The sequence below is a fragment of the Caulobacter sp. AVps16 genome, from assembly GCF_058681455.1.
This window is the reverse complement of the sequence record NZ_CM178739.1, coordinates 694,146-720,201: the sequence shown is the minus strand read 5'-3', so window position 1 is coordinate 720,201 and position 26,056 is coordinate 694,146. Positions and strand designations below refer to the sequence as shown.

14 protein-coding genes and 1 pseudogene are annotated in these 26,056 nt (G+C 64.5%); 6 read left to right on the top strand and 9 right to left on the bottom strand.

The features are described from left to right. Window positions 1-225 precede the first annotated feature (225 nt). Entirely contained in the window at window positions 226-567 is a 342-nt protein-coding gene (locus tag ACW17U_RS03425) for a hypothetical protein (protein ID WP_492054856.1), read from the bottom strand. Between the two features lie 261 nt (window positions 568-828). Here ACW17U_RS03425 and ACW17U_RS03420 point away from each other — a divergent pair, with 261 nt between their 5' ends. Both ACW17U_RS03420 and ACW17U_RS03415 read left to right on the top strand, forming a co-directional pair. Further along, a complete protein-coding gene (locus ACW17U_RS03420; RefSeq protein ID WP_492054855.1) occupies window positions 829-2,886 on the top strand; it encodes a phytase in 2,058 nt (685 codons plus the stop codon). Window positions 2,887-3,108: 222 nt separating this feature from the next. Then, window positions 3,109-4,767: a M10 family metallopeptidase C-terminal domain-containing protein gene (locus ACW17U_RS03415; protein WP_492054854.1), complete on the top strand. Its 1,659-nt coding sequence runs from the start codon at window positions 3,109-3,111 to the stop codon at window positions 4,765-4,767. On the opposite strand, the gene ACW17U_RS03410 is transcribed toward ACW17U_RS03415, so the two are convergent. Then, a complete protein-coding gene (locus ACW17U_RS03410; protein WP_062148195.1) occupies window positions 4,764-5,651 on the bottom strand; it encodes a TauD/TfdA dioxygenase family protein in 888 nt (295 codons plus the stop codon). The two genes, ACW17U_RS03415 and ACW17U_RS03410, sit on opposite strands and share 4 nt — an antisense overlap. A 145-nt stretch (window positions 5,652-5,796) precedes the next feature. On the opposite strand from ACW17U_RS03410, the gene ACW17U_RS03405 reads away from it, so the two are divergent. After that, the gene (locus ACW17U_RS03405) at window positions 5,797-6,984 is read left to right on the top strand and encodes an acetyl-CoA hydrolase/transferase family protein (RefSeq protein ID WP_492054853.1); all 1,188 of its coding nucleotides are present in this window, start codon (window positions 5,797-5,799) and stop codon (window positions 6,982-6,984) included. Here the strand turns inward: ACW17U_RS03405 and ACW17U_RS03400 are convergent, their stop codons facing one another. Continuing rightward, window positions 6,985-8,232 (bottom strand): pentapeptide repeat-containing protein, encoded by a 1,248-nt coding sequence (locus ACW17U_RS03400; protein WP_492054851.1) that lies wholly within the window; start codon window positions 8,230-8,232, stop codon window positions 6,985-6,987. A 153-nt stretch (window positions 8,233-8,385) separates the two neighbouring features. On the opposite strand from ACW17U_RS03400, the gene ACW17U_RS03395 reads away from it, so the two are divergent. Further along, entirely contained in the window at window positions 8,386-8,988 is a 603-nt protein-coding gene (locus tag ACW17U_RS03395) for a helix-turn-helix domain-containing protein (protein ID WP_062148203.1), read from the top strand. Here the strand turns inward: ACW17U_RS03395 and ACW17U_RS03390 are convergent. From ACW17U_RS03390 to ACW17U_RS03380, 3 genes are all read right to left on the bottom strand, one after another. Further along, a complete protein-coding gene (locus ACW17U_RS03390; protein WP_492054850.1) occupies window positions 8,985-11,441 on the bottom strand; it encodes a zinc-dependent metalloprotease in 2,457 nt (818 codons plus the stop codon). The genes ACW17U_RS03395 and ACW17U_RS03390 overlap by 4 nt on opposite strands. 149 nt (window positions 11,442-11,590) lie before the next feature. Beyond that, window positions 11,591-12,124 carry a hypothetical protein gene (locus tag ACW17U_RS03385; RefSeq protein ID WP_492054849.1) on the bottom strand — a complete coding sequence of 178 codons (534 nt, stop codon included), beginning with the start codon at window positions 12,122-12,124 and terminating at the stop codon, window positions 11,591-11,593. A 69-nt stretch (window positions 12,125-12,193) separates the two neighbouring features. Next, a complete protein-coding gene (locus ACW17U_RS03380; protein WP_492054848.1) occupies window positions 12,194-12,931 on the bottom strand; it encodes a 2OG-Fe(II) oxygenase in 738 nt (245 codons plus the stop codon). A 607-nt stretch (window positions 12,932-13,538) separates the two neighbouring features. Here ACW17U_RS03380 and ACW17U_RS03375 point away from each other — a divergent pair. After that, entirely contained in the window at window positions 13,539-16,478 is a 2,940-nt protein-coding gene (locus ACW17U_RS03375; RefSeq protein WP_492054847.1) for a TonB-dependent receptor domain-containing protein, read from the top strand. A 133-nt stretch (window positions 16,479-16,611) separates the two neighbouring features. Then, window positions 16,612-19,457 (top strand): annotated as a pseudogene (locus ACW17U_RS03370) (M14 family metallopeptidase). Between the two features lie 89 nt (window positions 19,458-19,546). On the opposite strand, the gene ACW17U_RS03365 reads toward ACW17U_RS03370, so the two are convergent. The 3 genes from ACW17U_RS03365 to ACW17U_RS03355 all read right to left on the bottom strand — a co-directional run bounded on the left by ACW17U_RS03365 (window position 19,547) and on the right by ACW17U_RS03355 (window position 25,846). Further along, window positions 19,547-21,076 (bottom strand): tryptophan halogenase family protein, encoded by a 1,530-nt coding sequence (locus ACW17U_RS03365; RefSeq protein WP_492054846.1) that lies wholly within the window; start codon window positions 21,074-21,076, stop codon window positions 19,547-19,549. Between the two features lie 21 nt (window positions 21,077-21,097). Further along, the gene (locus ACW17U_RS03360; RefSeq protein ID WP_492054845.1) at window positions 21,098-22,618 is read right to left on the bottom strand and encodes a tryptophan halogenase family protein; all 1,521 of its coding nucleotides are present in this window, start codon (window positions 22,616-22,618) and stop codon (window positions 21,098-21,100) included. 153 nt (window positions 22,619-22,771) lie between these two features. After that, window positions 22,772-25,846 carry a TonB-dependent receptor gene (locus ACW17U_RS03355; protein ID WP_492054844.1) on the bottom strand — a complete coding sequence of 1,025 codons (3,075 nt, stop codon included), beginning with the start codon at window positions 25,844-25,846 and terminating at the stop codon, window positions 22,772-22,774. Between the last annotated feature and the right edge of the window lie 210 nt (window positions 25,847-26,056).

Below are 26,056 nucleotides of genomic sequence, written 5' to 3'. Positions count from 1 at the left end.
CAAGCCTAGCGGCCGTTCCGTTCGAGGTCATCCGACGACAAGGCGTGGAGTTCTAGAGCGGAGCTGTCCGGCCTAGGATCGTCCAAAGGCCCCAGATCAACAGGGCCCATAGGCCGAGACTGGCCAGCACGGACAGGACAAAACCCAACAACCAGCGCAAGCTAGGTGGTCGCTGAGGGAAAAACCCTATGCGATCAGCCCTGTGGGACATTCTGACCACCGCCTTCAAGGACCTTCCGCGCCACTGCGCAGCAGCGCATGGGCCTGGTCGGTCAGAGCCCAACGGCGGCTCGACGGCCCGAAGGGCAGATGCAGCAGGCCATGCGAACCCGGGACGCCCATGGCACCGCAATAGGTGGAAAAGGCCAGGTCGAGCTCCTGCCCCAGAGAGGCCGGCGGTCGGTAGATGCCGCGCCGCTTGGCGACCAGGGCCACCACCATGTCGCGATGGGCTGCCCCGCCCAGGGCCAGAAGCGCCTCGGTGATTTCCTGGACCAGTGGATTGAGTATGGCCACCTTCGAGCCCTTGGCCTCTTCGACCCAGACGCTGATTCTTGCCGGCTTCATCTTCGGTCCCCCACCGTTCCCGGCTGTTAGAGAGCATCGCTTCAGCACTCGCCAGACCAGGACCCCCCGATTTTACAAAGCGTTACAAAGCCCTCCCGGCACATCCCGATGACAGGGCTGATTGGCGGGCCGAACACTGAGCTACGCCGCCTGCCCGCAGGCTCCGTCGGGCTGATCCTGGCGGCTGTCATGATGGCGTCTCAGACCATCGCGATAAGGCCGTTTTCTCGCCAAGCCGCGCGCGCCAACCAGGGGCCTTCCATGACTCACCGACGTCGGCTCGCCGCCGCCAGCGCCCTCATCGCCCTGATGACCACAGGTCAGGTCCGCGCCGAGACAGCGACCCAGGCCGATGTGGCTCCGAGCGTCAGCGTCGCCCCGGTGGGCGCAACGGTCCCCACCGCTCAGGGCGGCAGCAATGCGGCCGCCCTGCTCTACAACCGTGTCGATCCTGGCAGCAGCATCATTGCCGCGACCGGTGAGCTGGGCGGGCTGGAGTTCTACGGCCTGGACGGAGGGTTCAAGTCTGCCCTGGCCGGCGGCGAGACCTATGGTGTGGATGCACGCGAGATTGGCGGACGCACCGTCCTGGCCGTACTGGATCGCCAGGCGGGCCGCATCCGCCTGACGGCCTATGATTTCGCCACGGGCCAGGCCCAGACCCTGGACGCCCGGCCACTGCTGCTGGGCTATGCCGGCGAAGGCGTCTGCCTGCATCAAAGCCCGCGCGACGGATCGCTCTACGCCTTCACCCTGGGCGGTGAGGGCCAGCTGGACCAGTGGCTGCTCTACCCCACGGCTGACGGACAACTGGATGGCCGCATTGTGCGCCGCCTGCATCTGTCCTCCGAAGCCAAGTACTGCGTGGCGGACGACGCCAGCGGCCGCCTCTATGTCGCCCAGCAGGCGGTTGGCGTCTGGCGCTATGATGCCGATCCCGAGGCCGAGACCGTGGCGACGGTGGTCGACATCAACCGGCTGGGCCGGATCAAGGGTGAAGTCGGCGGCCTGGCCATCCTGAACGGTGGCACCGAAGGCAACTATCTGATCGCCGCCAATGCCGATGCCGGCGACTACAATGTCTATGATCGCAATGCCGATGATCGGTTCCTTGGAGCCTTCCGGATCCAGGTCAACGGGATCGATGCAATCGAGGGTCCCTCCGGCCTGTTCGGGGCGCGGGCACCCGTCGGTCAGGGCCTGCCGGGCGGCGCGCTGCTGGTTACGGATGACCGCAAGGTCGGCGCCAATACGCGCATCCTGTCCTGGCAGGACGTCGCCGCTGCCCTGAAGGTCTCGCCGGGTCAGGCAGCGCCGGCTTCTGCGCCGGACAAACTGGCCCTGGTGCAGCCGACCATGGAGACCCAGCCGGTCGAAAACGGCGGTGATGCCGCCGACGATCCGGCGATCTTCGTCCACCCGACGGACCCGACCCGAAGTGCGATCATCGCGACCGACAAGAAGGGCGGCCTGCTCGTCTATGACCTCAAGGGCAAACCCCTGCAGTATCTGGCCGACGGGAAGCTGAACAATGTCGACCTGCGCAGCGGGTTCCGGCTGGGCGGCAAGGACGTGACCCTGGTCACGGCCAGTGACCGAACCCGCAAGGCCATCGCGATCTACAGTTTGGATCCCGATACCCTGCGTCTGACCAGCGTCGCGGACGGCCTTCAGCCCACCGGCCTGTCCGACCCCTATGGCCTGTGCATGTATCGCAACCGGAAGGGCGCTACCTTCGTCTTCATCAGCGATCCCGATGGCGGCGTCCGTCAGTGGAAACTGGTCGCCACGCCCGCAGGAACGGTGAAAGCCGAAAAGGTTCGGGACCTGAAGTTCGACACCCAGACCGAAGGCTGCGTCGCCGACGACGAGACCGGCGCCCTCTATGTCGCCGAGGAAGACCTCGCCCTGTGGAAACTCGGGGCCGAGCCCAGGACCGGCGGGACCCGCAAGGCGATCGCCCGCGTCAGCGACAACCCCGCCCTCAAGGACGACCTTGAAGGCGTTGGCCTCTATGCCCAGGCGGGCGGCAAGGGCTACCTCGTGCTCTCCAGCCAGGGAAATAACAGCTACGCCGTGTACCGCCGCGAAGGCGACAACGCCTATGTCGGCAGTTTTGCGATCAATGCCGATGGCAAGACCGGCATAGACGGTGTTTCCGAGACCGACGGCCTGGAGGTGACCAGCGCCTCGCTGGGCGCGGGTCTCGAGGGGGGGGCCTTCATCGCCCAGGATGGTCGCAATGTCTCACCGCCCGAGAACCAGAACTTCAAGCTCGTTCCCTGGTCCGCAATCGCCGCGAAGCTTGGTCTGAAATAGCCTCTAGCTCGATCGCCCAGGTGACTCCTTTTGGCTGAAAGCAAGGCCACAAGGCTGAGAAGCGATAGCCAGCGAGTAGCCGCAGTAACGCCCCGTTCACCTTAACGGGCGCTCAATCTGTCAGTGTCCAAACGCCGCAAGGCGTTCAGGATTGCGGCGAAGCGTGGCCCCGGCTAGCTTTCTTCTAAGGTCGGGGGACGTGTTTCATGGGTAGGTGCCGCCATGGCGTTTGATGTCTCCCAGTCTGAGCCCCTTGACGCAACGGGCTCGGAAGCTCCGCAGTCCTATCTGAACGCGGACGCCCGAAGTGGCGTCACGGTCAATGGCAAGCCCAGCCTTACGGTCGAAACTGCCGGATTGACCCTAGTGGGTTTTGAGCCCGGCTGGTCCTCCGCTCTCGGCGAGGCTTACGTCATTGGTTATGCTTTCCGGTCCACAGAACCGGCGACCATGCCAACCGATACGGTCGGGTTCTCGCGCTTCAATGCGGCTCAAATTCAACAGGCAGAGCTCGCCCTGACCTCATGGTCGGATGTCGCCAACATTACCTTTATCCGGATTGGATCAGGTACGACTGGCGAGGAGGCCTATTCGAATAACGCCTCCATCCTGTTCAGCAACTATTCGAGCGGGGTCGACGGCGCGACGGCCTTCGCTTACCTGCCGGGAAATCCGGCATTTAGCTCGCGATCAGGCGACGTCTGGGTCAATGTCTCGAAGGGCTATAATGCGACCCCGACCGCCAACAATTACGGCGGTTCCGTCCTCGTGCATGAAATTGGTCATGCCATCGGCCTGAGCCACCCTTCCGACTATGATGCAGCCGACGGCACAGATTTCACCTACGCAGCCAATGCCGAATATTATCAGGACTCTCGCCAGTACACGGTGATGAGCTATTTCAGTGAGGGCAATACGGGTGCGAGCTATCAAGGCCGCTATGCTTCGGCCCCACAACTCGACGACATCGCCGCCGCCCAAGCGGAGTACGGGGTCAATGTGACCACGCGCACCGGCGATACGACCTACGGCTTCAATTCAAATGCCGGACGTCCCTGGTTCGAGATTTCCAGCGCCAGCGCAAAGGTTATATTCGCCGTCTGGGATGCCGGCGGCACGGATACCTTCGACTTTTCCGGCTACACCAACCCTCAACTGATCGACATCCGCCAGGGACACTTCTCGGACGTCGGAGGGCTGGTCGGCAATGTGGCCGTGGCCATGGGGGCCCAAATCGAAAATGCCCGCGGCGGGTCGGGCGCAGACACCCTTACCGGCAACGCACTCGGCAACTGGCTGCGTGGCGAAGCCGGGAACGATGTGATCAACGGCCTCGCCGGCGACGATCGTCTGGACGGCAATGACGGCAATGACACCATCACGGGCGGTGATGGCTTCGACCAGATCAACGGCAATATCGGCAACGATGAGGCCCATGGCGGCAATGGCACGGACTGGGTTGTCGGGGGCCAGAACAACGACCAGCTGTTCGGCGATGCCGGTGACGACATCGTCTATGGCAATCTGGGCAATGACGTCTGCTATGGCGGCGCGGGCAATGACATTGTTCGCGGCGGTCAGGGCGATGATGTCCTGTCCGGCGATGATGGCAATGACTGGCTCGCTGGTGACCGCGGTGCCGACAACATCACCGGCGGTGCCGGGGCAGACATCTTCTACAGCTTCACCGGCGCAGGATCGGACCTGATCACCGACTTCAGCCGCGCCCAGGGCGACCGCATCCAGCTGGATGCGGGTCAGGCCTATACGGTCTATCAGAGTGGACTGAACACCGTCATTGACCTCGGCGGTGGCGACCAGATCATCCTGGCAGGCTTCAGCGTTACGTCCCTGACCGGCGACTGGCTGATCTTCGGCTAGAAGGGAGCGTCGCCGACAATCGTCACGCGCTCGACGATCCTCTCCTGGGGCCAGTAGTCCAGAATGGCATAGTGCTGGGTGGCCCGATTGTCCCAGAACACGATCGCATTGGGCGTCCAGCGGAACCGCACCTGGTACTCGGGCGTCTTCACCCGGTCGAGCAGGTCGGCCAGCAGCGCCTGCGCCTCATCCTCCGGCAGCCCGAGGATCCGGGTCGTGAAAACCTTGTTGACGAACAGGTGCTTCTCGCCGGTCTCGGGGTGGGTCCGGACGACAGGGTGGACCGCCGGCGGGTGGGCGGCCCGCAACTCGTCTCGCTTGGCCTGGTCGACGCGATAGCCATAGCTTTGCAGGATGTCGTGCTCGGCCGTCAGGTCCGCCAACCGGTCCTTCAGGGCCTGGGGCAGGTCCCGATAGATGGCGGCCGTATCAGCGAACAGGGTGTCACCGCCCAGAGGGGGCAGATGTCGAGCCCGCAACACCCCACCCATGGAGGGTGCGGGCCGGAAGGTCACGTCGGTGTGCCACTTGTTGGCCGCGCGGACGAGCGGCACGATCTCTTCGCGCAGCTTCATGCCGTCGGCCGCTTCGATGTGCAGGATCTCCGGGAATCCGGGCACGTGGGCGGTGACCGGATGCCCCTCAAGATCGCCGAAATAGCGGCCAAAACGGACATGGTCTTCGTGACTGATGTCCTGGTCGCGGAAGAAAACGACCTTGTGGCGCAGGAGAGCCGACCGGATCGCAGCGACCGTCTCGGGCGACAGGGGCTGGCGCAGGTCCAGCCCGGATATCTCCGCGCCGAGCACGGTGCTCACGGGCGTCACGGTCAGGCCGGCATAGTCAGGCGTTTCGGTCGCAGCGATGGGGGCGTGGGCGTTCATGACGGTCCTCACGGAGCGCCGTCCATGCTGACGGCCTGTCCATACCTCGAGCCTACGCCGCCCCCCATTCCGCTCAACGAAGTTTTTCTCCTAGGCGGCGACGATCCACTATACCGGGCCAGTCCAAACGAGGCCCATGCCCACCATGTCATCTGACACCCGCGTCTTTGTCAGCGCCTCGGCGGCAGAGCCGTTTGCAGCCGCCAAGCTGTCCAAACGGCTGGTACCCCTGCTTTCAGCCACCTTCGAGGGTGGCTTCATCCCCGGCGTCAACACTTCGGACTGGAGCAGCCTGGGACCTGGCGCCCGCATGGCCGGCCCGTTCATGTCGCCCGCCTGGCGGTCGATCGCGGCTGTCGGTCGGTTTGAGCGCCTCCCTCTGACCTATCATGGCTTTGCCCGCAGGGTGGCCGCGACCCGCTATGCAGCGGGGCTGTTCATGATCACCCCGCCCGACACCTCGGGTGTCTCAAGCTTCGGCACGACAGCCGACTTTCCGCCAACAGCGCTCGACCGATGCGACCTTCGGATCGGGGTCATCAATCCGTCCATGCCGCGCCTGCCTGGGTCACCGACTGTGCCCTTGAGTGTCTTCGACGAGGTGATCGAGCTCGACACGCCCCTGGCCGATTATGGGGTTCGCCTGCCCGGGGCGATCGAACGCCAGATTATCGACCATGTCGTCGGGATGATCCCCAATGGCGCGACCCTGCAGGCCGGCATAGGCCGGCTGGGTGACGCCCTGTGGCCAGGACTTTCCGGCAAGGAGGGCCTTTCCCTGCATAGCGGCATGATCTGCGATCCTGTGGCGAGCCTGATCCGGGAGGGCGTCTTCGCCCATATCAGGACGGGCAGCCTGCTGGGCTCGCGCGACTTCTATGCCCAGGCCGCCGACCTGCCCGGCGTCACCATGGCCCCGGCGCTCGAGACTCACGATCCCGAACGGCTGGGCGAGATCCCGGCCTTTGTCGCGGTCAATTCGGCGATCGAGGTCGATCTGCTGGGTCAGGTCAATGCCGAATGGGTCGACGGCGAGGCGATCTCGGGTCCAGGCGGCCTGCCCGACTTCATTGAAGGTGCCAGCCGCTCGCCCGGCGGGCTGCCGATCATCGCCCTCGGCTCGACGGCAAAAGGTGGTGCCCTCAGCCGGATCGTTCCGCGCCTTTCGGTGCCTGCCACCTTGCCGGCCACCGAGGTCGGCATCGTCGTGACGGAACATGGCGCAGTCGATCTGCGGCCCCTGCAGGGTGAAGCCCGGGCCATGGCCCTGATCGCGATCGCGGCTCCCGATCATCGCCCTGCCCTCCAAAGGGCCTGGCGCCAAGGCGTCTGACTAGAGTTCCAGAACCTTCGGGTCGGGACCGGCATTGTCCGGGCCATCCTGAAGCTCTGTGCGCCGGGCACCCTCCAGGTCCGCCCGGGTCAGGTCCGTCTCGCCGAACTCTACCTCTCTCAGATCGGCATAGCGCAGACAGGCTTCCGTCAGCTCCGTGGGTTTTTCGCGGTCAGCCTTGAAGGGCAGAGCGCTCAATTGGGCGCGACGCAGATCGGCCTGTTTCAGGGTTGCGCCGTTCAGGTTTGCGCCCCGCAGATCCGCATCACGCAGGTCCGCGCCCCGGAAATCCGCACCCTCCAGCAGTGCGCCCTGCAGCGATATCCGGCGAAGATCCATGCCGGCCAGACAGGCGTTCCTGGCGCTGACCGCCGTCAGGAATGCGCCGGCCATCTCGACCATGGGCCGGAGGTCCTCGCCATCCAGCACCGCGGCCTCGCCGGATTTTCCGCCGGAGGTCACCCATTCGCGATGGGCTGCCAGCTTGACAAAGATCTGGGCCGCCCGCGCGCTGGCCTCCGCGTCCGGATCGCAGAGGCATCGGTCCATGACCGCGCCCATGGTGCGGGCCTGGGTCAGGTCGACGCGTGTGAGGACGGCATCGCTGAAATCCGCACTTTCCAGATTGGCTCCCCGCACATCGACATTGTCGATGACGGCACCGCGCAAGCGGGCATTCTTGAGATTGGCGCCGACCAGCTTCGCGCCGCGCATGGAACAGTCCGAAAAGTCGGCCGCCGCCGCCGAGACGTCATCCAGCCGGGTCTGATGAAGCACCGCGCCCGAAACATTGGCTCCATCCATCTGACCGGCAGAGACCTTGTGGCGAAGGACGGCAAACTGGGTGTCTTCATCGGAAATGGCGATGCGGCCCGCCCGAAGATCGGCCTGGGTCATGTTGGCATGCGCCAGATTGGCCCCCTTGAGCCTGGCACCTCGCATGTCGGCATTGGCCAGGGAGGCACCGACGAAACTGCTCGCCTGCAGATCCGCCCCGAAAAGACAGGCCCGAACCAGCCGCGCGCGATCGAACTTGCACCGGATTAATGTGCTGCCGGTCAGATCCGCATCGCTCAGGTCGCGCCCCGAAAGATCGACATCTTCCATGATCGCGAAGCGCAGAACCAGTCGCCGGCCGCCCGGCTTGCGCGCCACGAACCAGGCGTGAGCCGCAGCCATGAGCTCGGCCTCGCGCTGATTGACGCGGATTCGCTCCGTAGGCTTCACCGGCTTGGCGACCACTGGCACCCAATCTCCCGAGCGGCGAAGGCCAGGCTCGTCTGGTCGGGAGCATGGGATCAAAGGGTTTAAATTCGGTCCACCGGCGAGTTTGACCTGGCCGGTTGGTCATGCGGTCGAAACCACTGGCGCGAGACAAGTCCGCACTGGAAACATGGACCCATGATTCTCGAAGGAAAAACTGAGCCCCAGAAGAAGCGGCGCCCCCATATCGGTGCCCGCATCAAGTCGCGGCGCAAGGCCCTGGGCCTGACCCTGCAGGAACTGGCCGAAAGGTCGGGCCTGTCCAAACCCTTCCTTTCCCAGGCCGAGCGGGACCTGACGACACCGTCCCTGATGTCGATGCTGGCCCTGGCCAAGGGACTGCAGGTCGAGGTCTCCTATTTCATGGAGATCCCCCAGGCTCAGGACATGGTTCGCCGGGCCGACAATCCAGCCCAGATCGCCGTGGCTTCGCCGGTCACCTATTACGACCTGTCATCGGCCCTGCCGGACCGCAAGCTGGACGCCGTCCTGATGCGCATTCCGCCCGGCCACTGCTTTCCCGTCGATACCCGCAATGGCGAGCACTTCCGCTATGTGCTCCAGGGCGAACTTCATGCCCGGGCCGGCGACATCCAGACCGTGCTCAAGGCCGGCGACAGCATGCACTTTGATGCGCGGGCCCCGCACACGGTCGAGAACCGCTCCGACCAGGAGGCGCTGTTGCTCTATGTCGGAACGCCCAGCGTGCTGCAGCGCGGCGCGCCTTCAGATCCCGCCTAGTTCATCCCGGGGTCAAGGTCACCGATCGGCATGCCGGGCGGAGTCTCGGGCTTGAGACGTGCCTCGCCCAGAACCTTCGTCATCTCATCGGCGTTACGGATCAGCCCGGCCAAACGCAGGTTCAAGGCGCGGTCAGACCCATCCGCCCCGGGCGCAGCCTTCAGGCGGGTCGCCAGGTCTGCCAGCTTCAGGTCAATCTCTGCGGCGGCCTGGGGCGAGCGCTTCACGTCCCGGGCCGCTGCGGCCAGGTTCAGCACAGCGCGCCAGCGCACGCGCCTGGCAATCTCGGCCTGGCGACCGGACGCCGGCGCAAAAACCGTGGCCAGCAGGGTATCGACCACTTCTCCGACGCCGGGCTGGTTCGGGTCGCGGCGATGCTGATCGACCAGCCGGGCGAGGCGGTCCGGTGCCAGTAGCGGGTCCAGAGCCAGGCCTGCGGCGACATCGGCAGCCACCAGAGGATCGAACACCGGCCCGCCCATGCCGGCGAAAACTTCGATGACGTGCTGGCGATCCGTTTCGCCCGACTGACCGCCGGACAGAAGCGGGATCAGGGCTTCCGGCGTATCGAGCTCGGCCGGAGCCAGGGTCGCCATCAGGGCCGCCAGGGCGGCGCGCTGCCGATCGGCGGCCACCAGGGGCGCGACCTGACCGGCATCGCCCTTGACGGCATAGCTGTACTCAATGCCTGCCACCTGCTTGACCGTCGCCTCGACCTGGTAGCGATGCAGCAAATAGATCGGCACATATTTGCGCTTGAGGGTTTCGACTGTTTCGCCGGGCTTCAGGGCGTTGAGGCCGAACTGGTCGAGGGCAACGCGCCGCACGCCGATCATGCGCCGAAGCTCCGCGACCGAGTCTGCGCCGTCATCCCAAAGCGCTCCCCAAGGCTGACCTGAATTGGGGCCCCGCGCATCGCTGTCAGTGATGTACCGCAGGGTGTTGGCGGCGGCCTTGGCCGCCAGGTGTGTCTTGGGTGCCTCGCCATAAAGCCAGTCGACCGTGAAGCGGTCCCAGGCCCCGATGCCCACGCCATAGGCATCGGACAGATCGATCTTGCCCTCGGTCACCTTCACCCGCGGCGCAGGGTAGTCCATGACCGAAGCGCGGTCCTGGGTCGAGGCGGCGAAATTGTGAGCAAAGCCCAGCGAGTGACCCACCTCATGGGCGGACAACTGGCGGAGGCGCGCCAACGAGACCAGGATCGGATCATTGGGACCGCCCTTGCCGATCTGATCGGCCCCCACGAGGCCTTCAAAAATCAGCATGTCCTGGCGCACGCGCAGCGCGCCCAGGATCACCGAACCCTTGAGGATTTCCCCCGTGCGGGGGTCAGAGACCGACTGGCCCATGGACCAGCCCCGGGTCGCGCGACTGACCCAGTTGATGACGTTGTAGCGCACGTCCAGGGGATCGACGCCCTCGGGCAGGACCTCGACGCGATAGGCGTCCTTGAAGCCCGCCGCCTCGAAGGCTTGGGCCCACCAGGCCGCGCCCTCGACCAGGGCCGAGCGGATCGGCTCGGGGGCCGCGCGGTCGACATAGAAGACGATCGGCTTCTTGACGGTCGAGACCGCCGCCGTCGGATCGGTCTTCTCCAGCCGGAACCGGCGCGCCCACCGACCGACAATATCGTCGCCGAGCGGCACCGCATAGTCCAGTCCGACCACGCCCCAGGTCCCGGTCCGCGGATCAAAGGCGCGCGGCACGAAACCCGGCTCGGGCAGCTTCACCAGCGAATGACGAACGGTCAGGGTGATCAGCTTGGGATCGGGCGCGATATTGCGGGTCTCCGGCCCGGGCGTGTCGGAGGCAAAGGTCTGGCGGGCTTCGAGCTCGATGTTTTCCGGGAAAACCTTGACCGCCGCAGGATCCGCAACGGACAGGTCGGAGACCAGCCTGAAGCCAGCCTCCCCGGCCTGTTTGAGAGCGTCCACCGCGCCGATCACGTCACGGGTCAGAAAGCTTGAGATATCGACCAGGATGCGGCCGTCCGGGGTCTCTGAGGCCACCTCGCCGGCCCAGACGGTCGAGACCGCAAAGGCCTCGCGCGCCGCGATCTGTTCGGCGGCGGGCGCACCAACTGCAGTGAACTTGGGGTTCTCGTACTCGGCGATGACCTTCTTGCCGATCCGGCGGAAGACCAGAACCTGGGTGTCGCCGAGGGCGGCGCGATCAAGACCGACCGGGGCCGAGCCCAGGCCTGTGCGCAGGGAGGCGACATAGAGGAACCGGCCGCTGACCCCGTCGGAATCCGGCTTGGGCAGGGACAGCAGGATCCGTCCCTTGGCCTTGTCGATGTGAACCGGCAGCAGGCCATCCAGCTTCGTGGTCCCGGACAGGGCCGCGTCGGCGACAGGCGGCTTGTCTTTCGCCGCAGCCAGAACCGGCGACGCCGCCGTGAAAACCAGGGCCGCTGCCAGGGCGGCGCGGCTGACGGATCCGAACTTCATGAAGGCCCCCAAGGTCAAACATCCGGCTTGGCGCGCGACTCTCGCCCCGGCTTACGGTTGGACAAATCCTTTCACCCGCGCGCGCCGCGCGCCAGTGGGGCGGACGAATTTCACCTCGGCCAGAACCATCCTGTCCCGGCGGGACCTGGCTATTGCGTATCCGCGCGGCGGGCGCGCACCGCGCGCTGGCCGTCAATGTTCATGAAATAGCTGCCCATCGACGCCTTGCGGATCTCGGCCTTGGAGCCCTTTTTGGGGTTCTTGGACAGGATGGAGTCATCAACCTGCTTCCACACTGCGCCATCGGCCAGCACGATGGTCCAGCGACCATCGGCGCTCTGGCGGGCGCTGACGACCTCGCCGATCACCCGGTCAACTTCCGTTTTCTCCTCGCTGCGGTCGAGGATGGACAGGGCCGAGAGTTCCAGACCAAAGGCCTGCCGACGGGCGGCCCGGGCCTGCTGCCGGTCGACGATGATCACCTCGCCGGTCTTCTCGGCCTTGTTGACCTGTCCGACCGCAGCATCATAGCAGGCCAGCCTTTCGGTATCGGCGACGATCGAGCGGCAGTCGAACAGCGCCTTCAAGACCGCCGGCGTCGCGGCCTTCGAGGCATCAGCCGAAACCGCCGGCATCGGCACCGCCAGGAGAACCAGCACGGCGAGCTTGGACCAGGTTTTCATGCGACCCCACAATTTGAACCGATGCATAGGAAGCGCCCAGGGCGAACCGGGCAAGCGCATCTTTGGAAATCAGGCCGACGGATTGGCGTCGCGCACCAGCCAGCCGGTCAGGGACAGGCGCTTGGTGGCGGCATAGGCCGCGACCGGCGCGACCGAATGGGCGCGGGGCACGCGAAACAGCGTCAGAACATTGAAACCGGGCATGAAGCCGCGCTCGATCTGCCCCTCGGCGTCATGGAACAGCAGCTGACCGCCCCAGTCCGGTCGCCAGTCGCGGGTGAAGCCGAGGGTAAAGGCCGCCAGGCGATCATCGCGCTTGTGACTGTCGTCATGCAGCGTGAGAAAGTCGCCCGGCCGATAGTTCGAGGCCTGGACGCGGACGCCATCGACCTGGTCGCTCCCGATCACCGCCTGGCCGAAATCCAGGAAGGTCCGGCTTTGCAGGAACGCCGTGGCCTGATGGATGGGCGCTGTCGGATCGCGGGCATATTCGTCCTGCAGGGCGTAGGACAGGTGGATGAACGAGAACCCCCGAGAAGCCCGCTTCAGGGCTCCCTGCAGGAACTGACGAACCTGGGCCTCGCCGAACTTCTGAATGACCTGCGGACTGATCACGAGGGTCTCGGAGGTTTCGTCCGGGGCCACCACGTTCCAGGTCAGGCCGGCCAGGACCCCGGCGACCCTCTCGGCGTCTGCGGGCTCCAGAAAGACAGGAATCTGCACCACGCCGTCCCGCTGAAAGGCGGCCGCGAACGGCGCTGGGTCGAGACTCGGATTGATCCGGATCACCGGCAGGGTCGTGGTCATGGGGCAAACCGGCACAAAAGGGGGTTCTCCCGCTGCAAAAAGAGCCTGAACGCGCATCCCGTAACAGATGGCTGATCCGCGACACAACCCGCGACCAAGGTGGTCAGGCCATCAAAAAGTTTGATCTGGCACAGACAGAGTCCGATAGAACAAGTTATGCCCTACAGCCCATGCGCGCCCCGGATCGAGGTTTGCGGCCTCCTTGCACCAGCAATCGCGGTCAGACCTTAGCGAAAACATTTCAGGATCTTTAAAGTTCGTAGCGGCCTGAACATGGAAGCGCCAAACGTTCGCAGGAAACGTGTCGGAATATTGACACTTTTAAGGCGTTTCGAACGCGAAATATTTCGCGCCTACCCCAAGTATACTATTCCAGAATTCGCCTGCAACTAGGTAGAAATTCGGGCGTCGGGCCGGCAAGACGCAATCACATGCGTCACTTTTGCTACACAGACGGCCAATTGTTGCACGAGCGCATTGCGAAAGATTGACCCCGGTTCATCAGACGTCACTCTCCCAGCCAATTCGCGTCGGTCACGCCGCGGGTTGGGGGCGTCATGACTTGGATCAAACCGAGACGACGCAAAAAAATTATGTTGGAGGTTTGATGTTTAACCCGCTGTCCACCCGGAAACGCCTGCTGGCGACCACCGTGCTCTGTGGCGCGATTGCGCCCATGGCCATCGCCATGCCCGCCTTTGCCCAGACCGCACCCGCTGCTGCGGAAGCCGTGCAGGTCGAAGAAATCGTCGTCACCGGTTCGCGCATTGCGCGTCCTGACCTGGTTTCTTCCAGCCCTGTCGCCACGGTCGGCGAGAAGGAACTGGAGCAGTCGGGCGTCGTCAACACCGAGAACCTGCTCAACACCCTGCCCCAGGCCGTGCCCGGCATCACCTCGACGGTGAACAACGGCAACAACGGTACCGCTACGGTCAACCTGCGCGGCCTCGGCTCGAACCGCACCCTGGTGCTGGTCGACGGTAAGCGTCAGACCCCGACCACCCAGGCCGGCAGCGTCGACCTCAACCTGATCCCGCCGGCGCTGATCAAGCGCATCGAAGTTGTGTCGGGCGGCGGTTCGGCCGTTTACGGCTCGGACGCCGTGGCCGGCGTCGTCAACTTCATCCTGAAGAACGACTTCGAAGGTATGGAAGTCTCGGCCGGCTATCAGGCCACCGATGACGGCGAAGCCCCGATCTATTCGTCCGACGTGACCTTCGGCGCCAACTTCGCTGACCGCAAGGGCAATGTCGTCCTGAGCCTCGGCTACAACAAGCGCGAAGCCCTGACCCAGGGCGAACGTGGCGGCATGCTGGGCCGCGCCTGGGGCGACAACGCCGCCCGCAACGGCCTGGTGCCGTCGGGTTCGGGCTCCATGGAGCCGGGCCGCGTCGATCCGTTCGTCTCCGGCAAGTTCATCACCCTGCCGGGCGTTGCCAACCTCGCCGCCAACTCGGCCTACTTCCTGCCGAACGGTGCCGTGCGCCTCTATGACGCCGCGAACGACACCTACAACTTCGCACCGGTCAACTATCTCCAGACCCCGCAAGAGCGTTTCTCGGTCACCTCGCTGGCCAGCTACGAGATCAAGCCGGGCCTGACCGCCTATGCCAAGGGCAACTTCGTCAGCAGCCGCGTTGTCACCCAGCTGGCCCCGACCCCGGTCGGTAACCGGATCTTCCGCTTCAGCCTCGACAACAATCCCTTCCTGACCGCCGCGGCCAAGACCGCGCTGAACAGCATGGGTTCGACCACCGCCTACAGCATCCCGGCCAGCAGCCCCTGGGCCGCCGGCACCTACACGGATGTCGACACCGACGGCGATGGCCTGTTCGAAACCGTCACCGGCGTGTTCAACAAGCGCCTCAGCGACGTCGGCCCGCGCGTCGCGGCCTTCAACTTCACCGGCTTCCAGATCCAGCTGGGCCTGAAGGGCGATATCGAAGCCATCAACGGCGGCTTCGACAGCTACTTCCAGTATGGCAACACCGCCGGCAGCCAGACGCTGCTGGGCGACACCAGCCTGGTCCGCATCCAGCAGGGCCTGCTGCTGAACGCCGCCGGCACGGCCTGCGCCGACCCGTCGGGCGGTTGCGTTCCGGTCAACATCTTCGGCCAGGGCACGATGTCGGCGGCTGCGGCCAACTTCATCAAGACCCGCATCAACTCGTCGCAGGACTACGAGCAACTGTACGCCGGCTTCACCATCAGCGGTGATACGGCCAACATGTTCTCGCTGCCGGCCGGCCCGATCGGCTTCGCCGTCGGTGGTGAGTATCGCGCTGAAGACTTCGCCTTCAACCCCAGCCAGGATCTGGCCACGGGCAACCTGACGGGCTTCAACGCCAGCCCGGCTGTTGCTGGCCGCTTCGACGTCTATGAAGCCTATGCCGAAGTTCTGGTTCCGCTGCTGAAGGACCTGCCGTTCGTCAAGTCGCTGGACCTGGAACTGGCCGGCCGCGTGTCGGACTACACCACCCAGCCGGACCCGGTTGAAACCTACAAGGTGGCCGGCACCTGGAAGCCCTTCGAAGACCTGATGCTGCGCGCCTCGTACAACAAGGCGATCCGCGCTCCGTCGGTCGGCGAACTCTACGCTCCGCAGAGCAACGGCTTCCCGACCGCGACCGACAACTGCTCGGCTCGCGCCAACCCGAACGCCGCTACCCGTCAGGCCTGTATCAATTCGGGCGTCGCGGCGAGCGCCGTTGGTGTGATCAATGCCAACCAGCAGACCCAGACCCTGAACGGCGGCAACCCGAACCTGCGTCCGGAAGAAGGCAAGACCATCACCTACGGTTTCGCCTACACCCCGTCGTGGCTGCCGAACTTCTCGATCACCGGTGACTACTTCTCGATCGAGATCACGGACGCCATCGCCAGCTTCGGCGGCAGCGCTTCGAACGTCATGAACGTCTGCTACGGCTCGCTCGTGAACGGTAACCCGTCGTCGCCCTACTGCCAGGCCATCAACCGCCTCGCCAACGGCTCGATCGACTACATCTCGCTGACCGCCAAGAACGTTGCCACGATCAAGACCGAAGGCTTCGATGTCGGCGTGACCTACCGCACCACCCTGGAAGACCTCGGTCTGCCGGATTGGGGTTCGGTTTCGCTGCGCTCGCTCTACACCAACACCTGGGAAAGCACGACGACGCCGGACGAAATCTCGACGCCGATCAAGTGCGCCGACAAGTTCGGCACCCGCTGCGGCAACCCGACCCCGCGTCACAAGCTGCGCACGGCCGTCAACTGGAAGATGAACCAGTTCGGCCTGAACCTGGTGTGGAACCACCTGGACGACGTGAACGACGACGCTCCGGCCACCCGCTACACGGTCGAGCGTATCGGCGCGAAGAACTACTGGGACCTGTCGGGCGACTGGGAAGTCAACGACAACGTCGCCTTCACCGGCGGCGTCAAGAACCTGACCCAGGAAGCCTATCCGATCCTGGGCGGCAACGCCTCGCCGTCGAACAGCGGCTATCCCGCCACTTACGACGTCCTGGGCCGTACGTTCTTCATCAACGCCCGTCTGCGTTACTAAGACCTGACCTGGTCGGGCGTTTCGGCGCCCGGCCGGGAAAGCGCTGGAGAAGCAAGATCTGGCCCGTCCCGGTACCCCGGGGCGGGCCTTTTCTTGTTTGCTTCTCCGCACACAGAAAAACGTGCTCGCTCGATTGCGCAGACGGCGGATTTCCGGTCTGGATTCGTCAGATCTTTAGCGCGGCACGGTTTTGCCGCCTGTTCCGGACGGGAAGCCCACTCAATGACTCGATCCAAAGCCATGGCCGGCGCAGCGCTCGTTCTGCTGATGTCCCTGACCGGCGCAAGTCTCGCCACTGCTCAGATCACCCCGCCCGACAAGGCCTTCGCCCAGCCGGTCGGCAGCGACTATTTCCTTGCCGACTACACCGCCTATGAGGCCTATCTGAAGACCCTGGCCGGGCAGTCGGACCGCATGAAGCTGGTCGATATCGGCAAGACCGAAGAGGGCCGAACCCAGTGGATGGCGGTGGTTTCCTCGCCGGCCAACCTGGCGAAACTGGACCACTACAAGACCATCGCCCGCCGCCTGGCCAAGGCCGAGGGCGTATCCCGGGAAGAGGCCACCAGGCTGGCCGCCGAGGGCAAGGCCGTGGTCTGGATCGACGCCGGCATGCATGCCAACGAGACCGTGACCTCCCAGGGTCAGATCCAGGTCCTGCACCGGATGCTTACCGAGAACGACCCGGAGACGATGCGTCTGCTGGACGACGTGATCATCCTGTTCGCCCACGACAATCCGGACGGCATGGAGCTGATCTCGGACTGGTACATGCGCAAAGAGGATCCGAAGAAGCGCGAGTTCGGCTCGGTGCCGCGCCTCTATCAGAAGTACATCGGCCACGATAACAACCGCGACAGCTTCATGGCCCAGATGGCCGAGACGACCAATGTCAACCGCCAGCTGTTCCGCGAGTGGTTCCCGCAGATCGTCTACAACCAGCACCAGACTGCGCCCAACGGCATGGTGGTGTTCGTGCCGCCGTTCCGCGATCCGGCCAACTACAATTACGACCCGCTGGTCATGACCACCCTGCAGGAGGTGGGCATGGCCATGCACAGCCGCCTGGTGGCCGAGGACAAGCCAGGTTCGAGCGCCCGCAGTGCCGCCACCTATTCCACCTGGCACAACGGGATGGAGCGCTCGATCGCCTATTTCCACAATGCTGTGGGGCTGCTGACCGAAATCACCGGCGGGCCGACGCCCATGCCGCTGAACCTGGTGCCCGACGCCCAACTGCCCAGCAATGACCGGCCCATGCCTGCTCCGCCGCAGATGTGGCACCTGCAGCAGACCCTGGACTATCAGTGGAGCCTGAACCGCGCCGTTCTGGACTATGCGTCGCGCAACCGCGAACGGATGCTGTTCAACATCTGGAAAATGGGCGCCAACGGCATTGCCCGCGGCAACCAGGACAGCTGGACGCTCAGCCCCAGCAAGATCGACGCCCTGAAGGAGGCGGCCAGGGACAAGCCCTTCGAGGGGCGTGGCGGTGCCGTCGACCCGACCCTGTACAAAACGGTCTTGCAGGCCGCGGAACGACGCGATCCGCGCGGCTTCATCCTGCCGGCCGATCAGGCCGACATGCCCACGGTCGTGGCGTTCCTGAATGCCCTGATCAAGGCCGGGGTCGATGTCGAACAGGCTGACAAGGCCTTCACCGTGGCCGGCAAGACCTATCCCGCCGGCTCCTATGTCGTGAAGACCGCCCAGGCCTATCGGCCTCACGTGCTCGACATGTTCGAACCGCAGGATCACCCGCACGACACCGAATATCCCGGTGGCCCGCCCAAGGCCCCCTACGATGTCACGGGCTATACCCTGGCCTATCAGATGGGCGTCAGGTTTGACCGCATTCTCGACGGCTTCGAAGCGCCGACCACGCGGGTTCCGGACCTGATCACCGTCAGGCCCGGCGCGATCAAGGGTTCGGGCAAGGCCGGCTGGCTGATCAGCCATGAGCCCAATAACAGCTTCACTCTGACCAATCGCCTGCTCAAGGCCGGGGCCAGCGTGCAGTGGCTGAAGGACGGTGCCAAGGCCGGCAAGGTCACCTTTGGCCCGGGCGCGATCTGGGTCCCCGCCTCGCCCGCTGCCCAGACCGTGCTGGCGGCCAGCGTCAAGGAACTGGGTCTCGACGCCTGGGCAGTCGGTGCCAAGCCCTCCGGCCCCACCCTGCCCCTGAAGCCGGTGCGGATCGGCCTGGTTGATGTCTATGGCGGCTCGATGCCCTCGGGCTGGAACCGCTGGATGTTCGAGCGCTTCGAGGCCCCCTTCCAGGTCGTCTATCCGCAGCGACTGGACGCCGGAGACCTGAACAAGGACTTCGACGTCCTCGTCTTTGCCGATGGGGTCTTCCCGGCCCCGGCCGGCGGCCCGTTCCGCGCCGGTCGCGGTGGTCCGCAACCGAAGCCGGAAGAGATTCCGCAAGAATACCGGGCCTGGCTGGGCCAGGTGACCGACACCAAGACCCTGCCCCAGGTCGAAGCCTTCGCGAAGGCCGGCGGCACGGTGGTGGCCATCGGGGCCTCGACCCGGCTGGCCACCGCCCTGGGCGCGCCGGTCGAGGTGGCCACCGGCCGGATCGAGAACGGCGAGCTCAAGGCCTTGCCCAACAAGGAGCTCTATATTCCGGGTTCGATCCTGCGGGCCCGGGTCGATAACCGCCAGCCCCTGGCCTATGGCCTGCCGGATCAGGTGGACGTGTTCTTCGACCGCAGCCCGACCTTCACGCTGAAGTCTGATGCCAAGGGCGTGTCACGCGTGTCCTGGTTCGACAGCGAGACTCCCCTGCGCAGCGGCTGGGCCGTTGGCCAGGAGAAGCTCAAGGGCTCGACGGCAATCCTCGATATCGACCTGGGCAAGGGCAAGCTTCTGGCCATGGGCCCCGAGATCACCCAGCGCGCCCAGTCCTATGGAACCTTCAAGTTCCTGTTCAACGGCCTGCTCTACGGTCCGGCGATCGCCGCCACGCGATAACGAGAAGGTCCTGGCGGCGGCCTGCGCCGCCAGGACCTTCTCGTCTTGGACGCTATGTCGGTGACATCAGGGTCTGGGCGAGGTGGCCCTCAGGCGCTGCGCTGGAACGGCGCGGCGGGGCAATGCTCGGCCAGGAACTCGCCGTGACTAGGCAGGGCCGCTACCTGGGCGTTGAGGATCGGAGCTGACTGTTCGAGCGTCTGCTGGATCACGGCATAGGGCACCGCATCGACCAACTGCTGATAGCGGCGCGGGCGCACCCCCATGCCCTCCATCACTGACTGCCAGCTCGGCGCGCGGAACATGTCATCGACCCCGTCGCGCAGGAGGCCGCTGGCCCGGAACAGCTCCAACCGCTCTCTCAGGCTTTCGGGCGGAACGACCGCCTGGTAGTCGCGCCAGAACGGCGTGTCGTCGCGCTGGGTGGTGACATAGTGCAGCACGATGAAGTCGCGGATCTCTTCATAGTCCATCGTCATGCGCCGGTTGTATTCGGCGGCAAGGCCGGGATCGAAATCCTTGTCCGGGAAATAGCGCAGCAGGAAATCCATGCCGCGATAGATCAGGTGCAGGGCGGTGGATTCCAGCGGCTCGATGAAGCCTCCGGCCAGACCGATGGCCACCACATTGTTACGGAACAGGCGCTTGCGCATACCGGTCTTGAACGGAATGAAATTGGGGCCCAGCAGGACCTCGCCCTCGATCTGGCTCAGCAGGGTAGCGGCGGCTTCGTCCTCGCTGAGGTATTTGCTGCAGAACACATAGCCGTTGCCCGCCCGGTGCTGCAGCGGAATGCGCCAGCGCCAGCCGGCATCCTGGGCCTGGGCCACTGTATAGGGATGCGGGTCCTTGACGTTTTCGGTCTGGGCGACCACCGCGCGGTCACACATCAGCACGTCCGACCAGTCCCGGTATTCCTCGTCCAGGGTCTTGCCGATGAGCAGGGCCCGGAAGCCCGAGCAATCGATGAACAGGTCGCCGGAGACCTCGGTGCCGTTCTTCATGATCACCCTCTCGACGAAACCGTCGGGACGGGAGACCACATCGGTGACTATGCCTTCGGTGCGCTTGACGCCCCGGGCCTCGGCAAAGTCACGCAGATACTGGGCGACCAGCTTGGCATCGATGTGCAGGGCATAGTTGGCCCCGCTCAGCAGGGACTTCTGGGCGCGGACCGGCGGGATGAACTTCCACTGGTCGGCCATCACCGTGGCCGGGGCGAAATCCTGCAGGTTTGACGGATGGCCATTGGCCTTGGCCCGAAGCCAGCACTGGTAGAATTCGTGCCGTCCGATGGGGCCGCCAATCTGACCAAAGGGATGGTAGTAGGTCTCGCCCTTGTTGCGCCAGTTCTCGAAGCGGATCGCCAGCTTGAAACTGGCCTGGGTCTTCTGAATGAAGTCCTGCTCGTCGATGCCCAGGCTGCGGATCAGCTGCAGGAAGGGCGGAATGGTCGACTCCCCCACGCCGATCGTGCCGATCTCCTCGGACTCGATCAGCTCCACCGCAACTCCGGTCTTGTGGAAATAGTGGCTGGCCATGGCCGCGCAGATCCAGCCGGCACTGCCGCCGCCGACGATCACGACCTTGCGGATCCCGTTCTGATTGGCGTCCTGCATGTCCGTCCCTGTTCTCGTCTCTTATTGCGCGGCAAGCGGCGTGGGCCGCGCGTATTTTTCCAGAAAATCAGAGTGGGTCGGGGCCCCGTCGACGGCCGCCCTTACCGCCTTGCGCATTTCGTCCATGCCCCGGCGCAGTGACGCTACATCCAGGCCATCGAGACTGGGATCCCAGGTCTTGGGCAGGATGTCGAAGCCCGTATAGATCGCCAGCCAGCTGGCGGGCTGGAACATCTCCCAGCGATAGCGGATGAAATGGCCGCGCTCACGGAACATCTCGATCTTGTGCTTGAGGGTGTCCGGCACGTCCACGGCCCGGCAGTCGCGCCAGAAGGCCGTGTCCTCACGCTGATTGGCCTTGTAGTGCAGGATGATGAAGTCGCGCACGCGCTCCATTTCCAGCCGCGACATCTCATTGAACTCGTCGGTCACCGCGGGATTGAAGGACCGGTCCGGGAACAGCTGCTTGATCTTCTCGATCCCGGTCTCGATCAGGGCGATGCTGGTGCTCTCGAGCGGCTCCAGAAAGCCCGAGGCCAGGCCCAGGGCAATACAGTTGCGGTTCCAGGCCTTCAGCCGGCGGCCCGGCATGAACCGGATCTGACGCGGCGCGTGCAACAGAGGATCCGGCACTGAGGCCTGCAGTTCCTGCAGAGCTTCATCGTCGCTGATGTGCCGGCTGGAATAGACATAGCCGTTGCCATAACGATGCTGCAGCGGGATCCGCCAGCGCCAGCCGGCCGTCTGGGCAGTGACATCGGTATAGGGCGGCGGCGCGCCGTGACCTTCGCTCTGCACCGCATAGGCGCGGTCGCACAGCAGCCATTGGCCCCAGTCCTCGTAACCCGTCTGGAGCGCCTCCTCGATCAGCAGGCCCCGGAAGCCCGAGCAATCGATGAAGAGGTCGCCCTCGACCGACGCGCCGCTGTCGAGTGAGACCGACGCGATGAAACCGTCCTCCGGACGTAAATTGACCTTCGTGATCCGGGCATCGATCCGCTGCACGCCGGCCGCCTCGGCAACCTGCCGCATCAGGCCCGCGAACAGACCGGCATCGAAGTGCAGTGCCCAGTCGAACACCGACAGGCTGGAGGGCGGGTTGCGCGAGGGCTGGGTGAACTTGCCGCCCTTGGCCAGCGCGGCACCCAGCGAGTATTCGCCGATCTCGGCCGTCTCGCCTTCAGCCCGCAGCCGAAGCCAGTAGTTGTGAAAGGGTACGCCACGCAGGTCCTGACCAAACAGGCCGAACGGATGGATGAAGGACGAGCCGGGCTTCAGCCAGTCCTTGAAGCGGATGCCCAGCTTGCAGGTGGCACCGGTGGCCCGCATCACGTCGAGATCGCTCAGACCCAGGGTCTGATAGAAGCTGCGGATCGTCGGGATGGTGGCCTCACCGACTCCGATCGTGCCGATCTCCGAGCTCTCGATCAGGGTGATCTTCAGGGGCGAGCCCTGGAAATGACGTTGCAGACTGGCCGCCGCCATCCAGCCGGCCGTGCCGCCGCCCACGATCACGACGCTGCGGATACGGTTGTCCGTCACGGGCTGCTCCAAGGTCGCCCTCGTAATTCGCCTTCAGAAAGATCCGGCGGCCGCCGAAGCTATCGCCTCACGTCTGAACCGGACAGGTCCGGCTGCAAAAAAGAGCCGCCGTGACGAGGGGGTCACGGCGGCCGCAGGAGGTGAGCCTAGATGTTACCAGCGAGCCCGCAGGCCGACCGTGTAACGCGGTTCAAATTCGTTCTGGCTGATGTACTGGGTCTTACCGGCCGCAAACTTGGCGTAGTAATCCTCAATCTCGCCGGTAACGTTCGAACCGTTGAAGTAAACGGTCACGTTGTCGCGCACATTGTAGCTGACGTTCACATCAACATAGCCCGTGCTGTCCTGATAGATCGGGATGTTGTTGCTCATCACGCTGGACAGACGATCGGTGCGATAGTTGTAGGCGACGCGCGCCTGCAGCTTCTCGTCCTGATACCAACCCACCAGGTTGAACTGGTGCTTGGAGTTGTCGACGAAGGACAGTTTCTTGCCGTCGAGGCCGACCCGCGACTCCTTGCTGGGCGAGTTGGTGTAGTTGGTGTCGACGCCGAAGTTCGACAGGAAGCCGGCATCCGGCAGGATGTCGCTCATGGCGAGCTTGGCACCCACTTCCAGTCCCTTGACCTCGCCGCCGTCGCCCTGGATGGGCAGCGAGACGCTGACGGTGCGACGGATCACGCCGTCCTGGTCGGGGAAGCGGCCGGTCGTCGTTCCGCCGGTCACGAAGCTGTCGATCTTCAGCTTGAAGGCCGAGATGTTCAGCATCGAAGCGCGGCCGAAATAGTACTCGACGGCACCGTCGAAGTTCTGCGAACGCCAGGGATCCAGGTTCGGGTTACCCGAAGCGCTGGCACCGGTCACGCAGCGGACGTTCGGCAGGGCCGCGCCGCAGTCGGAGGTGAAGATCGACAGACCGCCGCCATAGTTGCCCAGATCCAGCGGCTGCATGGTCTTGCTATAGGCCGCGCGGAACTTGAAGTGCTCACCCAGGTCGTAGACCAGGTTCACCGACGGCAGCCAGTCGGTGTACTTGCGCTTGGTGACGGCATCGCCGGCGTCGGCGTTTGTGTCACCATAGTTGCGGGTGTCACCGGTGAGGTTCTGCTTCACCGTCAGTTCGGTCTCGATGACCCGCAGGCCGACATTGCCCGACAGACCGCCCAGCTCGAAGTTGGCAGCGCCGAAGGCGCTCTGTTCGCGCAGGCTGACATCATAGGTCTGGCCGGGGATCGGCACGCGGATCGCACCGCCGAAGACCTTCTTGTGGAAGGCTTCCGCATCATCGAAGTCGCGCGGATCGATGGCCCAGAAGCCAGGAATGCCGCTGGTCACGCCACCCAGGTCATCGACCCAGACGGTGTTGTTGTAGGTGTCGAGACGGGTCGGGGCATTGACGGTGTAGCCCTGGAACACCTGCAGACCGGTGACCGGGTCACGCACGAACTCGCCCGCCTGGCACTGGTTCTGGCTCATGACGACGTCGATGGCCTTCCACTGGGCCTCGCAACCGCCCGCCGGAACCGGCGTGCCGTTGGCCTGAACCGAGCCCGGCGAACCACCATAGAAGCCCGAGAACAGGTGGAACTGCTCGACATCGACCGAACGCTCGCTCTGACGAACGCCGGCATCGATCTTGGTGATGAAGCCCAGGAACTTGTCGTCGAACGCATAGTGACCGTCGGCGCGGAACACGTTCATGTCCGACTCGACCTCATTGTTGCCCTCCGACGAGAAGGCCCCGATCGCATAGCTGTCCTTGTTGGCCATGTAATCTTTGAGGGTCTTGCCGGCGCCCAGACCGCCTGCGAGCGGCTTGTCGAAGCCCGACCAGACCGGATGATCACCGCCGATATTGTAGTGCAGCTGCGGGTTGGCCCCGTAACCCTGCGGGTTCGGATCCAGGTAGCAACCGCCGGCGCTGCCGACGACGGCATTGGTGCGGCGGGCGACCGGGAACTTGTCGCAGATGGCCTTCGGATAGAAGGTGCCACGCGTCCGGTCATTGGCATCGCGGAACAGGTTGAAACGGCCCGGCGCATAGCGCCAGTTGCTCAGGTCGCCCTGGGCCTGGCCGTTCATGCTCAGACGTTCACCGTCAGCGCGGATGGCGCGGGTCTCGAAGGTGAACGGACCGCCGTTGTCGTAGTTCAGTTCCAGATTGTAGTTCTTGGTCTTGGACTTGGTGGTGCGGTTGACGGTGAAGGAATTGATCCACCACGCATCGATGTCGTACTCGTCGACCGCCAGCCAGTTGCCGATGCCGACCGACGTCGAGGCCGTGGGCTTGGTCCAGGCCCCGAAAGCACCGCCGTCCCAACGGTTGGAGATGTTGATGCCGACGGCGCGGTTGTATTCCTCCAGTTCGGCGTAGAAGCCTTCGGCAATCAGGCTGAAGCCTTCGCCGAGATCGGCTTCGAAGGCGACATTGACGCCCAGGCGATCACGCTCGACGACGCGGTTGAAGCTCTCGAAGCCGTGGGGCGAGATGTAGCTGTTGGGGAAACTGCCACCCCAGTCATTGTTGCCCGACAGGCCGACGGTGCCCGAATAGTTGTTCCCCAGGTTCGACTTGCTCTTGGCGGCCGAGACCATCAGGCCGACGCGGTCATTGCGCCAGTTCAGGACGCCATTGGCCAGGTAGTCGTTTTCAGAGGTGCGATCGCCCTGCTGGCCTTCGAGGCCACCAGCGAAGGTGAAGCCCTTCGGCAGCTGGAACGGACGGCGGGTCTTGAGGTCGATGGTGCCCGAGATGCCCGACAGGGCGTTCTTCGGATCCGTCGACTTGAAGACCAGCACCTGGTTCATCAGCTGGGACGGCACATCCAGCAGGTTCGGCTGGGCCGAGCCCATATTGCCGGCGCTGAGATACTGTTCGCCGTTCAGCAGGGTGATGACCTGGGCCAGGCCGCGGATGTTAACCGTGGTGCCCTCGCCGGCATTGCGCTGGACCTGGATGCCCGAGATGCGCTGCAGCGAGTCGGCGATGGTGACGTCGGGCAGCTTGCCGATGTCTTCCGCCGAGATGGCGTCGACGATCGAGGCCTGCTGACGCTTGACGTCGACCGACTTGATCTGGGACCCGCGAACGCCGGTGACGATCACTTCCTCGACCTGCGTGGCATCCTGGGCGAATGCGCCGGTGGTCAGAGCCACCTGCGAGGCGCCGGCCAGCAAGGCCACCGCCAGGCCGCGCGTCAGCACGGCTTTCCTACGTTGATTAGTCAAATTCCTCGCTCCCCAACTAACGTTTTTATGGTCGTTCGCCCCGTTTCCAGGCCCGCCGTCTTTGCGACGGGCTCCGGAACCGATTGAGCGGCTTCAAGGCCCGGCGAACCGTTGTCCGCATTGTCCGTCGTGACGGCGACCCCCAGCGCCCGGGCTGACGATTCCGGCCCCTCGCCGTCATCGGTTGACGTCAACCATCATCAAATGTCC

Excerpts from the sequence above, each read along its gene's own strand:
- ACW17U_RS03425 (WP_492054856.1), bottom strand. The coding sequence starts at position 567 with ATGAAGCCGGCAAGAATCAGCGTCTGGGTCGAAGAGGCCAAGGGCTCG.
- ACW17U_RS03420 (WP_492054855.1), top strand. The coding sequence starts at position 829 with ATGACTCACCGACGTCGGCTCGCCGCCGCCAGCGCCCTCATCGCCCTG.
- ACW17U_RS03415 (WP_492054854.1), top strand. The coding sequence starts at position 3,109 with ATGGCGTTTGATGTCTCCCAGTCTGAGCCCCTTGACGCAACGGGCTCG.
- ACW17U_RS03410 (WP_062148195.1), bottom strand. The coding sequence starts at position 5,651 with ATGAACGCCCACGCCCCCATCGCTGCGACCGAAACGCCTGACTATGCC.
- ACW17U_RS03405 (WP_492054853.1), top strand. The coding sequence starts at position 5,797 with ATGTCATCTGACACCCGCGTCTTTGTCAGCGCCTCGGCGGCAGAGCCG.
- ACW17U_RS03395 (WP_062148203.1), top strand. The coding sequence starts at position 8,386 with ATGATTCTCGAAGGAAAAACTGAGCCCCAGAAGAAGCGGCGCCCCCAT.
- ACW17U_RS03390 (WP_492054850.1), bottom strand. The coding sequence starts at position 11,441 with ATGAAGTTCGGATCCGTCAGCCGCGCCGCCCTGGCAGCGGCCCTGGTT.
- ACW17U_RS03385 (WP_492054849.1), bottom strand. The coding sequence starts at position 12,124 with ATGAAAACCTGGTCCAAGCTCGCCGTGCTGGTTCTCCTGGCGGTGCCG.
- ACW17U_RS03380 (WP_492054848.1), bottom strand. The coding sequence starts at position 12,931 with ATGACCACGACCCTGCCGGTGATCCGGATCAATCCGAGTCTCGACCCA.
- ACW17U_RS03375 (WP_492054847.1), top strand. The coding sequence starts at position 13,539 with ATGTTTAACCCGCTGTCCACCCGGAAACGCCTGCTGGCGACCACCGTG.
- ACW17U_RS03365 (WP_492054846.1), bottom strand. The coding sequence starts at position 21,076 with ATGCAGGACGCCAATCAGAACGGGATCCGCAAGGTCGTGATCGTCGGC.